Raw genomic sequence first — 15,980 nt, 5'->3', positions numbered from 1 at the left:
TGCAACAGCCTTTCTTATCTGCATTCCAATCTATGCAGCTTTTCTTCCTTCATTTTTACCATAGTTCATATAATGGATATAATACTGTTTCAAGTCATCGCCAAATGCGGCTTTTAAGTCTCCGTTTTTCTCACGGTAGGTCAACACATTAAATGCTTCACAACCACAGCGGCCTTCCTTCATTCCATAATTCACGAAGTGTGACAATACAGCCAGATCATCATTTCCAAATGCTGCCTTAATATCCGGATTTGCGTTCACATAATAATTAAAATTATAAACTGCAGAATAATCCACTCCATTATATACTGTAACCGCGTCAATATCTGTTACTTTTCCGGTTGCCTGACGACCCTCTGCTTTACCAGAACTCATATAATGGTAATAATAACTTGCCAAATCATATCCAAATGCACTTCTTAAATCTTTATAACGCATACGATAAGAATTCACATCAAATTTACTGCTTGCCTGGCGGCCTTCCTTCATGCCGTAATTCACAAAATGAGCAATTGCAGCAAGGTCATCCCCGCCAACAGCTTTCTTCACATCTGTATTCTTGTTCAGATAATCATCCATATTATAAACTGCAGAATAATCTACTCCATTGTATACAGTAGTTCCCTGCATAGTTTTAGTTCCGGTTCCTTTCCGGCCCTCTGCCTTGCCATTCTGTATATAATGAAGATAATAAGCTCTCCAGTTTGTACCAAACGCACTCCGTAAATCTGCATATTGATTGTAATAAGAATTCACATCAAAGTTCATATTTCCCTGACGTTTTTCATTCATGCCACATGTCACAAAATGAGCCAGTGTACTGATATCATCATTTGGAAAAGCCTTTGCTATATCCGGATATTTCTTAATGTAATAGCTGTAATTATATACTGCGGAATAGTCTACTCCATTATATACGGAGACACCATCCGTAATCGTCACATCACCTGTCGCCTTACGTCCTTCTGCTTTACCATTTGATATGTAATGCAAATAATAAGAGCGTAAATTATTGCCAAATGCCGTCCTTAAATCCTTATACCTGTTCTTATAAGAGATTACATTAAAGCTTGCTATTCCCTGACGCCCCTCATTCATTCCATTATTAATAAAATGCATAAATGCCTGATTCTCATCCGCACCGAAAGCTGCTTTAATATCCGGGTAGGTTTTCAAATAATAATCCACATCAAAGACTGACGAATAATCCACTCCCTGATATTTATAATCTCTATCTGTAATTACGTTGTTATTCTCACAGACCGGAACACTATAGCTGCTCCACCAGCTTTCTGCTGTATGCGACCACTTGCTATATTCATCACTGTAATTATCTGACACATTAAAATACATATAACCATAGACGGTTCCCGTTTTATCATCTTTATCGTCATCCCAGGTACAATCCACTGCATACCATCTGCCATACAATTTTACTTTGTTCCACTCATGACTGCTGCTGGTAACACATACCGTCTGAATACCAACTGCATTGCAAAGCATTTCAAAGGTTTCCGCATAACCGGCACATACTGCTTTACCTTCTAATAAAACTCCGGCACTGCTCTGATGATAGTTTCCCTCCTCAGAGTACCAGCAATTCCGCATAATAATGTCATGTGCTTCCTGCTCCATATCAAGAATTGTCGCTTTGCTCTTAATCGATGCTACCCATGAATCCAGCTTGTTTTTAATTCCATTCGTCTTATCCGCTCTTGCACTTCCATTTGAGCAGGTATTGTAAACGCCTAATGCCAGTTGATATTTACCATCTGAATTCACACCATAAAGCATCTCATCATTTACAAAATAGAACTGCGGATTGGACATCTGGAGAATTTTTGCTACTTCCAGTGCAGTATCCAAATCCAGACTGCCGATTGAAACAAAGCCCGAATGATAATGTCTCGCAGAATCAAAGGTCTTATAGCCGGCGCTCTTATTTCCTGTAAGGAATGACATATTCACATCATAAAGTGCCTGATAGAGCTGCTTCTCTGCGCTAGACATCTTACTATAATAATAGTCGGAGCCATATACTGCCCAGTAAGATGCATCTGCTGCATTATACTGTGCCCTGACTATTGGTAAATCTTCTGCTTCATCCTCATCAAGTTCTCCGACATTGATGGCCTTTGGCTGTTCATAACCACACTTCTGTGCTTCATCAGCCACCCCATTGTCTGTTTCTTCTGCCCCAACCGCCATATCCGGCATCATGGTTACTGCCATAAATAATGCCAGTAACAAGGCAATTAATCTGTTTCCTACTTTTTTCTTCATTGGTTCCCTCCTTAATTCTTTGCTTTTCCACATCTTACTTCATGCCCGCAAAAATCTTCTTTGCATATTTTCTTTCAAAAACATCTACATCAATCGTATGAATTTCTCGATAAAAAGTATTTTGATAAATTTCCGTTTCCCATAAGAGTTCTTCTTCTGTTTCAATTTTAGCCAATTTTTTCATTTGTTTTTTCAGACTCTCCAACGAATTACTCTCATTTTCTCTTTGACCCTCATAATGGCTATCATTATATATCACAAAATATGTACTTTTTTCCATCAATTCATCTAATGACTTTTCAGAATTTTGACACACCTGCCAGGTTAAGATGCTATCATGCATTTTTTCCAATATACCTTTATGCGAAACATGATTATGTGGCACATTTTTAAACTCAAAAAAATATATTTTTTCCTGTTCATCAATATATATCGCATCTGCCGAAGATAACTTCTTTTTTCTGCGGTATAACATTGCCTCCATTTCACTTACTGTATCAAAACAATAAACCTTATTCTTTAAATGTGTAACCGGCTCTCCATTATCATTTTTAGAACATTCTTCCAGTGTAACCTTTTTCTCTGGTAAATCAACTTTTGTCATTTATTTTTCACAACTCCTATAATTCTTCCAATGGTTTATATAACTGCGCATATATCCTCTCTGTATTTTCTGTTACGTCTTTTGCATCAAACATATTTCCGCTCTGTTCCATTAAATAGAACTTTCCACTTGCTTTCATCTGATTAGCCGCCAATTTCACTTCTAATGCTCTTATAAAATAGGCGCTGTGTGAGGATACGATAACATTAATATTCATTTCCTTTTTCATCAAGACGAGAATTTCAGCCATTTTAATATGCCATTCGGGATGTAAATTGGTCTCCGGCTCATCAATGAGCAACCATGAACCAGATTTTAAAGTTCCATTCTCTACAAGACGTTGCAATATTAATAACGACTTCATTCCAGATGCGATATTATGCAGACTGATTGCATCGGATATCTTCTCATCCTGATACTTCAATGCCCCTTCATCTCTCTTGAGTTTTCCATGTAGCACATCTTTAAAAATATCATTCAATAACATCTTGTTTTTCTCTATCTCATTATATTGTTCATATACTTCAATTTTCTCTTTTCTGTTCAGCCAAATCCTCCAATCATTTCTTCCCCATTGCAATCGTTCAAAATCATCCAGCAAATTTCTGGTTTCCATATAAATAACTTCTCCCCCCGGCAATTCTTCTCCATCTGCCAGAAGAAGTTTTTCATTATAGACTATTTTTCCTGATTTTTCATTCTGTTTCCAAACAATTACTGAATCTTTTCTATTCATCAAATTAACCGTCTGGTTACCGAACATTTTTCTTAAATTTAACGTCACCAAATATTCCCAATAATCCTGCGTGGAACGATAAATAATTTCCTCCAATCCATCATATAATTTTCTGACAAATTCATCTGACAGAAGTGCCTTCATTTTTTTATCATTTTTTCCATCCGTCACAAAAGGGGTTATTACCTTATAATAAATATTTTCAAAATTTTCATATTGAATTCTTTGAGGGTTGATTTTCAATTCACGTAACCCATCAAAAATATCATATAAAATCGACTCTGGTAATTCTGAAAATCCCATTTCATCAAAGACTTGCTCTTTTCGTAATAATAATTTATTAATGCTTTTCCAGCGCTCGTTCTCTATTTCTATTTCCCTTCCAGCAAAGGATTTCAATGAAACATCTATTGCCTTTAATATTGTGGTCTTTCCAGTATCATTATATCCGGCAATGACAGTTACTCCATTTGTTTCAATTTCTGCATCATTTACTTTTCCCACATTATTAATACTAAATTTCACCGTAACCTCCTACTCATCTCTTAATATATCTATTATTCCTTTTTCTTTTCATTAACATTCATTCTTAGAAATATATACCTTTTTCTATAACTTCTTTCTTATTGTATCATATTTTTTCATATATCACTCATTTTTCTTTTGAAACCACAATTATCGGCTAATATAATACCGTTTCATCCAGCCAGACACTGGATTATGTTCCAAGATAAATTTCCACAGCAGGGAAACATAAATTCCGGCAGATACGGATGCCTCTGCAAGGAATCCGGCAAACCACAGTATTGCTATCATTTCCTTTCCAGTTATCCTAACATTTCATCCTTCAAAATCGTATCCTCTGCCACATCCACCTTCAGCGTGCGTCCAATAATTTCTTCCATCCGTTCCGGAGAGATTCCGGTTCCCGGTCTCTTGAAGGTCAGCATTTCTCTTGTGATTACGGTTCCTTTGGCAATATCGCAGGTTGTTACCAGAGAACGTCTTGCATTCTTTCTGGCAGTCTGCTCTGTCTCTAAGCAGCATAAATCACCTTTGCCACGAATGGTATCAATAAATTCAATTCCGGAGAGAATCTTTCTTGCATCCTCCGGATCCATAGCATGATAGTGATCATTTCCTTTTAAGGTCTTGTCCAGTGTAAAATGCTTCTCTATTACTACCGCGCCCAGATTGTACGCTGTTTTGATTACATCTGCGCAGGCATCCGGTTTCGTATGGTCTGAATATCCGATAATCAAATCCTTATACTTTTCTTTCAGGCTTGCTATCTTATTTAAGTTAGCATGCTCATATGGAGTCGGATATTCCAGTACGCAATGCAGAATGCAAAGCGGCTGGTTATTTACCTTACGGACTGTTGCTATCATGCGGTCAATCTCATCCTCATTGGCTGCGCCTACAGAAATGAGCATTGGTTTATTTTTCTTTGCCTGATATTCCACAAACGGAAGGTTATTCATATCGGATGAAGATACTTTATAGACATCCATCATCTTATCGAGATAATCTGCAGATTCGATGTCAAATGCAGTGGATAAAAATTCAATGCCGATTTCGTCGCTGTAATCCTTCAGCTCCTGATATTCTTTTTCGCCAAACTGGTCAAATTTCTGAAATAACTCATGCTGGGATGTTGTTGTCTCTTCCGTGGTATCCCAGTAAGAAGGAGAATCCTTTGCTGCCAGCGTATCAGCTTTATAGGTCTGGAATTTTACTGCATGGATTCCGGCATCCTTGGCTTTCTTGATCATTAACTTCGCAGCTTCCATATTGGAAATGTTCATTTTCTTTGCAATGTCATAATAATTTACACCAATCTCTGCAATCAGTACTGCTTTATGTGTCAGAGCACGTTCGATAATTTTACTCATATTCATTTCTCCTTTACTTCTCTGACTTTTTATATTCTGTCAGTTTCTTTGACAATGTGATACATGGCTTTTCCACGCCCCAATGGAGAATTGCCGCCAGTAAAATACTTGTAACCAATACAATAATCACTTTTTTCGTCCATCCCATTTCCGTAGTATTTAACCGCATTAAGATTGGGAAATGAATGAGGTACAGCGGAAAGCTGATTTCTCCAATCCATTGCAGGATGCGGCTCTTATTAAGCCATGCTTTCCATATTTTTCCTTTTACGATTCCAAGAATAATAAGGCACCACAATCCCCCCATCAGCAGATATTTATTCTGCAGATAAGCAGATGGCTCTATTCCCCACAACTTCTGCCGGAACCATGGTGTAAAGGAAAATAATATTACTGCCAACACCAGTACAATTACATCTGCTCCTACGCTGTTTTCCTTCCAGTTATTCCAGAAGTCCCAGATAATTGCAAGAAGCATTCCCATTAAAAATACCGGAACATACCACCGCAACTGCATGGAATTTTCTGTGTATGTGGTAAACGGAAATACTACTGACAGTGCAATGCCAATTCCTGCGATTATTGCAAACAGCCATTTTTTATTCCTTATCATCTGCTGCAACAGCCAGAACAGCGGTGCAATCAGGAAAAATTTCATAATAACCGGCATATACCAGAAATGCCCAAATCCATCTATCAGCAACAAATGCCGCAACAGTTCCTTTCCATCCGGAATAAATCCAAGTCCCATAGAAATCAGCAGAACTGCCAGATATGGTATCATAATCCGGATGATTTTCTTGCCATAATAACCCATAAGATTCCGTCCATTCAAAGCCTGCTGCCTCTGGCAGAGCGGATACAAAAACCAGAATCCACTGAAAATCATAAACAGCCAGACACCTATTTTGCCGCAGCCGTTAAAATACATTCCATAATTTGTCGAGCTTGTACCAAGATGTGCTGCCAGTACAAAGAGACAGCCTATTCCACGCAGGCTCGAAAGCCATGCTATGTTCTTCTGCATATTTGTTCTCCAATTATTTATCACTATATGTCATGAAATTTTACTATTTTATGATATAATCTTTTCTTCCGTCTAATATTTATCATTAACAATCCATTTTCCCGAACGATTATTCCCTTCTCTTTTTATTATCCCTTTCTTCTGCAATTCTGGTATAATTCTTTTTATTGTTCCCATTGAGATTTTAGTTTGTTCATGCAATCTTTTTTGTGTTATAGCGGATTCTCTCTCCATTAAAAGCACAATCTGTTTCTCATCTTCAGTTAAACCCTTGGTATAAAGAACCAAATCTGTCTTAATGGTCTCATTGGTCTCATTTTTGGTCTCAATGGTCTCACTTTTGGTCTCATTGGTCTCACTCTTTTTACCAAAATCAAATGAATATGCATCATCTAATGGCACACTAATCTTAAATATATCTCCTTCTACAAATTCCGGTTCCTGCCCTGAATAGTATTTACTATATTTAAATAGATTCCTAACACCTGAGCCAAGCTGATCTGCATACCCTATATTTCTGAAAAACGATGCTATAACAGGGTTTTTAGGATTTGGTTCCAAATTATTAACTGTAATATAACCTTTACCCGTTGTCCGGCTTGCATTTTCCACATACATTCGTTCCTTTTCAATAACAAATTTTGCTATATAGCTACTTGAAAACTCGCGATGCATCAATACATTACTCACCATTTCCCTTAAAATAGTGTTTCTAAGACTCTTATTAATTGTATCTTCCAAAAAGAACTTGTCCGGCAAATGTTTTTTTCCAAAATCCATCAGTCTATCATAACTCTCTATCAGATTTGTTTTGATAACCTCTCTATCGTCATAACGATCTATATTTACTTTTCGTACCAATGCATCCGTTACATATGCCGGTGCAACATTTAAGATTACATCATCTTTTCCTAACAACATAATTGCTGCAAGATTAAATCCTTCTTCGCCTGTTACAATATCTCTGCTATACAATCCCGCACTTTTTAGTAGTTCTATGTCATTCATAGCTGTCCAAGGATGAACACCGCCTGCATGATTCTGTGCCATCACTCTAATTTTCGGCAATAAATCCATCCTCAAGTCTTCTAATGTAGCATATGGATAAATCTTCTTTTCAGTAAAAACGCCCTGCTTGCGAATATACATTTGAGCAATTGCACCTGTCGCAGTGACTTTTATATCCGCATCATCTATTCGATCATAAATTGTTTTCTTATAACTATGAACTTCTGCACTAGGCGGAATATGAACATAAAGAATGGTATGCTCATTATCATATTTTATAGCTTCTGGAACCAGATATACTGTAGGCGAAAATAATTCAGGATTACTTACTACCTTGATAAAATTTTTAATCATATCAGATACAGCTTTTTCAGGTACACCAACAATCTTTCCATCGTCCTGCACACCCATAAATATATCACCGCCAAAGCGATTCAAAAACGAGCATACCGTCTCATAGGTATCTGATTCTATTCCATTACCACAACGTTTAAACTCAACAGCAACATTTTCTCCTAATGATAAAATGGATTGTATTGTTTTTAAATCCATGCTGTAATCTCCCTTCTCATCTATTACTTGTTTTGTGCTACATTTCCATTTGACTGTTGGGTATTATTTTTATTCGAATTATTTGAATTATTTTGTATTGGTTGATAACCTCTTTCTTCTTTCGGTTGATAACCAAACGCCTTTGTCTTATTTTTATTACTATTCTGTTGCATTTTCTTTATCCTCCATAAATGAAATCCATTTAATTATATTGGGTGCTATCCAAACGCCATCTGTATCTTCTACTATTTTCCATATATTATTTTCATCTAAAACATAAACTTGTTCCAAAAATATATCTCTGTAATTATCATCAGATGATGCCATTGATTTATTATAAAACACTCCCCTTATAAAAGTCCCATCATTAAGTGCGACAGTTAATTTTCTTCCTTCCTGCAATTCTGAAAATTTGTAGTCCCATGCCGTTGGAATGATATGTTCTGCGGAGATTTTCAACTTTAATAATAATTTTCTTATAGGATTAAATTTTCTAATTAAACCTATAGCTATTCCTAATACAACGCTCGTAAATAAAACTATAATTATAAGTACGAGCCAATACAGATTTCCATAAATGTTTGCTTTTATTATATTAAATAGCCAGTACCAAACAGCAAGTTCAAAAATACTATAACCTATACTTCTTAATACCTTCTCTGCATCTAATAACCTTTTTTCAGGTACTATTGTACGAATTATTTCATTTATAATATATCCAGGCAACAAAAAATATGCTGTATAAACAACTATTTCAATTGAATTTATTGTCATATTACATTCCTCAAAAATCCAAATATTTTTCAACAAATGCCGTATTTATTGGATGCTAGCCACATTTCTTATGCAATAGCAAAACAGAATTTGGCAATAACAAATTCTTATTATAAAAATCTACTCTTCGTCCTCTAAAATCAATCCGATTACCCTCTTAACACCAGACTTCAAATCATGCTGCATCATCAAACTTTGCATTTCCTTTCGAATCTGCGGTGTCTCAACCAGCCAGCGGAAGGTTGTCTCAATGGTTTCATCTGCCACATTGATTCCAAGTCCAAGATTTAAGAAGCCGTTGTTCATCTGTGCAAAGGTGTGCTTCATCTCACGCTCATTCTGAGCCATAACCACTGCAGGTACGCCCATGGTGGCAAGCTCATAGACGGTTCTGCCCTGAGAAGTAAATGCCAGGTCTGCCTTGCCAAAAAGGTCGCTGATGTGTTTTAAATTCTGCTCTACATAGATGCCTGCTGTCTCATCTGTCTCAATCTGATTTGCTTTCTGGTCATACCCTACGCCCAGTGCAAAATGGAATTTAATCTCCGGATAATCCTTATGAATCCGCTTTGCCATCTCATAGATTCTCTTCGTAAAGTTCGAAGGGTCTGTTCCACCGAAGATAACCACTACATTCTGCACCTGTTCATGAAATACGGATGGTGTGGCGCAGAAAAATTCATCCCTGAGGCATACATAATTAGCTCCCCAGTAATAATTATCTCCTCTGGTATGATCTTCATACAGAGCATTAATCACTGCATCCGCATAATCGGCTCCCTCACCAAGATCTTCTATCGTTACGACACGTTTTACATATTTCTTTAATTCTTTAATATAATCTGCTTTGGTATTCAGGCAGTCATTTACTACTACATCCGGCTTCCATTCCTGCACGAATTCCAAAAATTCTTCGTCACTCTTAATGGTATGTACCGGCATATTTGCTTCCTGCAGTTTCTTCAGTCCCGGCTCATGCTGCTCTTTTGTTACAAAGAGAAGCTCCTGTCCGGTCAGATTATATGCCAGTGTCAGGCAGTGATAAATATGTCCCATTCCTAGCTCTTTGTATCCGTCTGCCCGAAGAATAATCCGTTTCTTTTTTAGTTCATGCTCACACAATACCCAGTCGGAAGCTGCATCAATATCCACAGCCTCACGTTCCGGCATCTCATATACAGATACTTTCTTACCAATCCGGCTGTTTTCCTGCATACAGTCTCTTCTTGTAATAAGAAAGGCTCCTGTCTCAAGATAATTTGGTGGCAGCTGCTGGCGATTCAGACGTTTCTCATAATTCGGTACATAACAGCCATCTTTCTTCGTCCAGGATAAATGCGGCTTATTTACCACACTGATATAAGTATCATCGGAAGAAGCCAAAAAGCTTTCCAAAGCCTTATCCAAGGTATCAGAAGAAAGTAACGGTGATGTTACCTGTAAGGTAATTACCACATCATACTGAATCCCTTTCTTCTTTTCCATGGTGCAGGCTGCATCATAGATAACCGGGTCTAATGTCACGGCATCCTTTGCCAGTTCACTATCTCTGGTAATGGTCTCTACACCATAAGAAGAAGCTATTTTCAAAATCTCTTCATCATCAGATGAAACTACAACATCATCAATGCTTGGACAATTCTTTGCATTATGAATTGCATAATAAATAAGTGGTTTTCCATTCATCAAACGGACATTTTTCCGTGGTATTCCTTTTGAGCCGCCACGAGCCGGTATTACTGCCAAGACCATTACCCTATCCTCACTTTCCTATTCAATATTTTGATATATCACCCCAACAGATTCCATCTTTCTTCATCCGGTATAAATATCATTCTATCTTTTCAAATTTATACACTGTATATACATCTGTCGAAGCTATTTCCGATGCCCCTAGAGCTGTTAATCTATTGGCATCATCCATGCTCTTATTCCACACCAAATATTGAAGACTATTTTCCTTCATATATGTCAATATCTCATCGAGACTCTGTCCCTGATAGATATACGCAATTTTAAACTGACTGCTATATTGTTGTATATAATTATATGTCGTCAAATCTGCTACAAGCCATGTATCTTCACTTGTATAATCTCCAATTGCATTGCTCAATTCTATTGTCTGTTCCGGTAACTTGTAAATATTATTAAACCATGAATACTGCCCCAATTCCCAATAGTTCTTTCCACATATAACTATTAATATCAATCCACATATGCCTACCATAATCTGTCTTTTACATTTTTTCAAATCTGCTATCACAAGAGTTAATGCATAAGATATGAATATCTCCACAAATAAAATATAATAAAGTCTCACATATACATTAGTAGCTTCCAGCAAACAATAAGAAACATAAAATACTATTGGATTAAAAATGAACATGTATATACATATTATATATTTTTTCAAAAAAGAATGTTCTTCCCCTATCCTCTTTCTAAACAAAACATAAGCCAAACATGGATAATATATCCATTGTATATTGGAATGATTCCAATATACTTGATACGTATTTTTTACCATATCTACAGCCTGCGGAAATAATCCAGAAATTCTTTCTGGAATAAAACCATCTAGCAAAGACAACTTAGCACCATAAAATATAGCTATTAATGAAATACCCATGATTATTATAAATAACGGAATCTTCTTTTTTATTTTTTCTATATTCAATCTGCATATAATATTGGCTAAAATCATCAAAATCGTTAGGCCCACCCCCATCAAGCTCATGGAAATAGTTGCAATAACAATTAGTATTAATTCCAGTATTCTTTTTTTATTGTAGTTCTCTGTACTAAGCAGATAATAAAACAAAAAGGGTAACATTATTGATGCCATTACTGCCTTTCCATGCCAGATGCATACCGCAAGGCGTAACGTCAGAACATACCATGAATATCCACCAAAAACAACCAATATAGTCATCCAAAACATAAAAATGGCTATTTTCTTTCGTTCATTCTGAAATAACCGTCTTCCAATTAGTGAGTAGACCATATATGCCATAGGTACAAGCCACACCGGCAATATTGTATGTGCAATTGCCGCAACATGAATTCCCGTTATTTTTCCTAAGAAAGCTATATAATAATTCCATGATGTCAATAAAAGTTTCCAGTCACCCTGTATAAACCCATTTTTCTCAACTGCATACTGAGACGCACTTATATATGTGGTATCATCGCCCCCAGCATATGTCACTCCAAAAATATATGTAAATATCTGAATTAAAATAAGCGCTATAATCAACAGTTCATATAATGTTATATTAACCTTCAATGCTAATATTGTATTCTTTATTTCATGATATTTAAAAATATAGCATCCTACCAGAATGGCAACGATTATTATCCCATATATAATAACCAAGATATCAAAACTGGCATTTGCCAAATCTAATGGGACGCATATTATTTGAAAAAGTGCCCATAAAAAGATATTTCCCCATATATACTTCTCAGTAAAACTTTTTTTTCTTGCCCCAGGCAATAGCTTATCTCCTACAATTCCAATACTCGTTGGAACTATTGCAAAATAACTCACTAAAATTATAATACCTATTACTAATCTAATTTTTTCCATGAACACTTCAATTCCTCTCTGTTTTCTTTGATATCACCTTTTTCAGACTCATTCTTATCAAAATCATCAAGCTCTTATGATAAATAATAAATGACCACGATCCAATTACGACTGCATATAAAACGAAACCTAATACAACATTTGCAATTCTTGTTATAAAAAAATAAATAAGAAGAAAACCTATCAAATATATTACATCTCTTATTTTTACATGTAGTCCCTCAAAATGTCTCGCTGAAAGGAAATACCATATATAGTAGCATATCGTAGTAGCAGCCGTTATCGCAAGATAATTTCTATCTACTAAAACAAATGCAGCATTTAACACTACGGAACATATAATTATCACAAATAATGTAAAAATATATCTTTTTATCTGGTTCGTAGCCTTATACAAATTGACATATAGGCAATTGATAACTGCGACTGCTGGAAAAATAGCGAACAAAATTGCGACAACACTCAAACTATCCAAATATTCTGGTATAAAATATTTTACAATAACTGCAACAGCATAGTATGCACAGCCTGACAACGCTCCAAAGCACAACAACATCTCTTTATATTTACTTCGTTCCTCATAATCATTAATATGATTTGCTAACTGCAAATACATTGGCTGAGCAATTGCACTAATAAAAACATTCATTACATTTAGCAGGGTAATCGCAAAGCAGTACATAGAGAATTCATAATTTGTAAACAATCCCTTAATATAATATTTATCAACTGAACTAAAAATTACATTAGCAGCACCACTAAGCATCAACAATATGCCTACATTTAAAACTTCTCTATTTTCCTTTGAAAAAAGCTTGTTGCACTTTACTTTCCAAAACTTTCTTCTGTATGGAATATATATTCCTAAACAGCACAATGCATTAATTCCTACATATATATTTATAACAATTTGAACATTTATTTTTTTTAAACAAATCCAAAGGATTAATATAATTCCTGAAAATCCAAAGGATTGAATTATATTTATCAACGAATATTTTGTAAATTGATTCCATGCCTGATACAAATATTTGTATACTGTAACAAAATTTATACTCAAAATACACAATGCAGTTGCAAAAAGAAGTTTATTATACGTAATAATTGCCACTAAAAATACAAATATACTAATAACAATTTGACTTGATATAACTAGTTTTATCTCACTTTTGAATTGTTCCTTATTAATCTGGCTTTCATTTCTTCCGCCATACTTAACGAACATACCTGCATGAAAACCAAATGTCAAAAGACCAACATATGAAATATATAACATAAACGTCTGATACCCTGCATAACCATCAATAGATAATATTTTAGGAATAACTAAAGTATTAACAACTGATGCTAACATAACAAGAATATTTGATATCAATACTTTAAATATATTTTTTATCATTAATTTTCCTCAGATAAATCTTTCTTCATTATCATCACTTGTTGTTGAAAATGTTTATATACTAATTCTTTTTGTTCTTGTAATTTACTTGAATCATATCTTTCAAATAAGCTTTTTAATTTTTCTTTGAGATTATCAAATGATGCTAACTCACAATTACTATTTTGCCACCAAGTCTTCCAATACCACCAATTTTTAGAATTTTCTTCCGCTAGTAATATACTTTTTTTACCATATGAACATGTTACAATATTCCCATGTAAGCTTGTTCCAATAAATCCCTCACTGCACGCCAATATCATTGTAATTTCCCTCAATGATATGTTATCGTAAAAATAACATATTTCTTGTGTTTTTCTATGCAATTTTTTTAATCCTTTAATATCTCCATGTGAAATTGCTCTTCCTAGTGGTAAAAGAACCACTTTCATATTCTTTTCCATATACAATTCTTCTATAATTTCCTTGAGAACATCTATGGACTTTTCATCTACTTTTCCATGAATCTGAATTACAATATATTTATCTCTTAATTCGATATATTTGTTGTTTAACTCTGCTTTTAGACTCTCGTATTTCCAAATATCAGAGATGATTGTAACAGTATCAGGAACCAATTTTACATTACAATTATCCAATGCTCTCTTGGTAGCAATATCTCTTACTCCTATATACTTAGCCTTTAAAACCACACTTTTAACAGAATCACTATCAGCAATCTCATTTAACCCACAACCACCGACCGCATTATAAATGGTATTTGTATAGTCAATATCGTATGGGTAACTATTATCAATTTGGGTTCGTTTTTTTACTAATTGTACATAATTCCCACCTAATATCTTTCTTATAAACCTTTCAAACAATAACTGTATTTTAGATTCAATATTATCTAAATACAGAAATTGTATATTGGCAACCATAGTATCTCCACCAGCAACAATGACATATCCATCCATTGGCATTTCAGCCATTCTTTTTGTTTCTTTTGCACCAACGTTTGTAAAATCACTCTTGCGCAAACCATAACATGTTAACTCATAACTTATAAAATTTTTATCTAAGATATATTCAATTATATAAGGAAAAAGCATGTCCCCATAATTAAATCTATCATATGCCCCTACCAAATTAATAATCAACTTCTTCATTTTCTTTCCTCTATAAAATAAGCTTTATTTGTTTATGACATTCTCTTAAAAACTTAATGCTTCCAACTCTTTCTACTCTTCCCAAAAGCACTTTTGCCATCATTCTTAGTATCATAAATATATAAATACATAATATTTTCGCATTAGATACTTTTTCATAGTTTTTCCAGTAGTACATTCCGCTTTTCAAAATTTCGGCATCTACAAATAGTGTCTTTTTATCTGTACTTGCTCCATGGTTGTGTATTACCGTTGCATCTGCATCAAAGAATATATCGTATCCATGTTCCTTCGCTTTGACAGATATAATTCCTTCTTCATTATAGAGAAATACATTTTCGTCAAAACCTTGCATCCCATCAAATTTATCAACATTAACGATAAAACACCCACCTGGCACCATATATACTTTACATACTCCTATAAGCTCTTCCTCTTTCATAATATACTCTTGAGGACTCTTAATATGTAAATATTGCAATAAACTTTGTTGGCCACTCCATGGTGGAGAAATAAATTTATTATCCACGCTCAGTACCTTAGGCGCAAGCTGAACAGCATTGTCTCTTGCCTTTATTTCCTGATACATACTGTTAATACAGCCCTCATTAAAAATTATGTCATTATTGGTAATAATCGCATAATTTATGCCAGCATTTTTGCATGCTTTTAATCCAATGTTATTGCCTTTCGAAAATCCACCATTCTCTCCAGCCTCTATACACTCAATGTTCTCATGAGCGTTATATCTTGCACTCAATTCTTCATATGAACCATTCTCCGAATGATTATCAACTATAAATATTTTTGTATCAATTGCAGATGTATTTAATATACTTTCAACGCACTTAATCGTTTCCTGCCATGTTTTATAATTTAGAATTACCACTCCCAAGTCATACTGTTTCATTTCTTCTAATTCCTTTTAATTCCAACGTATTTTTCTTTGCGAATTTCATATA

General features: G+C 34.9%; 14 protein-coding genes. All 14 read right to left on the bottom strand.

Going from position 1 to position 15,980, the window contains the following annotated elements:
• Positions 1-30: 30 nt before the first annotated feature.
• On the bottom strand, positions 31-2,283 hold the full coding sequence (locus DV740_RS12365) for a transglutaminase domain-containing protein (protein WP_158561570.1): 2,253 nt from the start codon (positions 2,281-2,283) through the stop codon (positions 31-33).
• Positions 2,284-2,317: 34 nt separating this feature from the next.
• Entirely contained in the window at positions 2,318-2,887 is a 570-nt protein-coding gene (locus tag DV740_RS12360) for a hypothetical protein (protein WP_117840459.1), read from the bottom strand.
• Between the two features lie 16 nt (positions 2,888-2,903).
• Positions 2,904-4,148 (bottom strand): AAA family ATPase, encoded by a 1,245-nt coding sequence (locus DV740_RS12355; RefSeq protein ID WP_117840457.1) that lies wholly within the window; start codon positions 4,146-4,148, stop codon positions 2,904-2,906.
• Positions 4,149-4,298: 150 nt separating this feature from the next.
• Positions 4,299-4,439, bottom strand: coding sequence for a hypothetical protein (locus DV740_RS14840; RefSeq protein ID WP_158561568.1), 141 nt, complete (start codon positions 4,437-4,439; stop codon positions 4,299-4,301).
• An 11-nt stretch (positions 4,440-4,450) separates the two neighbouring features.
• Positions 4,451-5,518 carry an N-acetylneuraminate synthase family protein gene (locus DV740_RS12350; RefSeq protein ID WP_118088217.1) on the bottom strand — a complete coding sequence of 356 codons (1,068 nt, stop codon included), beginning with the start codon at positions 5,516-5,518 and terminating at the stop codon, positions 4,451-4,453.
• A gap of 13 nt (positions 5,519-5,531) precedes the next feature.
• Entirely contained in the window at positions 5,532-6,545 is a 1,014-nt protein-coding gene (locus tag DV740_RS12345; protein WP_118088216.1) for an acyltransferase family protein, read from the bottom strand.
• Between the two features lie 72 nt (positions 6,546-6,617).
• The gene (locus DV740_RS12340; RefSeq protein WP_118088215.1) at positions 6,618-8,105 is read right to left on the bottom strand and encodes an RNA-binding domain-containing protein; all 1,488 of its coding nucleotides are present in this window, start codon (positions 8,103-8,105) and stop codon (positions 6,618-6,620) included.
• A gap of 23 nt (positions 8,106-8,128) precedes the next feature.
• On the bottom strand, positions 8,129-8,278 hold the full coding sequence (locus DV740_RS14835) for a hypothetical protein (RefSeq protein ID WP_158561567.1): 150 nt from the start codon (positions 8,276-8,278) through the stop codon (positions 8,129-8,131).
• Positions 8,265-8,879: a DUF6338 family protein gene (locus DV740_RS12335; protein WP_118088214.1), complete on the bottom strand. Its 615-nt coding sequence runs from the start codon at positions 8,877-8,879 to the stop codon at positions 8,265-8,267. Before DV740_RS12335 ends, DV740_RS14835 begins: the two co-directional genes overlap by 14 nt.
• A gap of 120 nt (positions 8,880-8,999) precedes the next feature.
• Positions 9,000-10,631: a cytidylyltransferase domain-containing protein gene (locus DV740_RS12330; RefSeq protein WP_118088213.1), complete on the bottom strand. Its 1,632-nt coding sequence runs from the start codon at positions 10,629-10,631 to the stop codon at positions 9,000-9,002.
• 79 nt (positions 10,632-10,710) lie between these two features.
• The gene (locus tag DV740_RS12325) at positions 10,711-12,468 is read right to left on the bottom strand and encodes a DUF6077 domain-containing protein (RefSeq protein WP_147340204.1); all 1,758 of its coding nucleotides are present in this window, start codon (positions 12,466-12,468) and stop codon (positions 10,711-10,713) included.
• Between the two features lie 7 nt (positions 12,469-12,475).
• Positions 12,476-13,867: an oligosaccharide flippase family protein gene (locus DV740_RS12320; protein ID WP_118088211.1), complete on the bottom strand. Its 1,392-nt coding sequence runs from the start codon at positions 13,865-13,867 to the stop codon at positions 12,476-12,478.
• Positions 13,867-15,018, bottom strand: a complete 1,152-nt coding sequence (locus DV740_RS12315) for a polysaccharide pyruvyl transferase family protein (RefSeq protein ID WP_118088210.1) — start codon at positions 15,016-15,018, stop codon at positions 13,867-13,869. Before DV740_RS12315 ends, DV740_RS12320 begins: the two co-directional genes overlap by 1 nt.
• A gap of 10 nt (positions 15,019-15,028) precedes the next feature.
• Positions 15,029-15,928 (bottom strand): glycosyltransferase, encoded by a 900-nt coding sequence (locus tag DV740_RS12310; protein ID WP_118088209.1) that lies wholly within the window; start codon positions 15,926-15,928, stop codon positions 15,029-15,031.
• Between the last annotated feature and the right edge of the window lie 52 nt (positions 15,929-15,980).

Source organism: Roseburia sp. AF02-12 (genome assembly GCF_003461765.1).
Taxonomy (GTDB): domain Bacteria; phylum Bacillota; class Clostridia; order Lachnospirales; family Lachnospiraceae; genus Roseburia_C; species Roseburia_C amylophila.
Note: the sequence above shows the minus strand (reverse complement) of the source record. Positions and strands in the feature narration are given on the sequence as shown.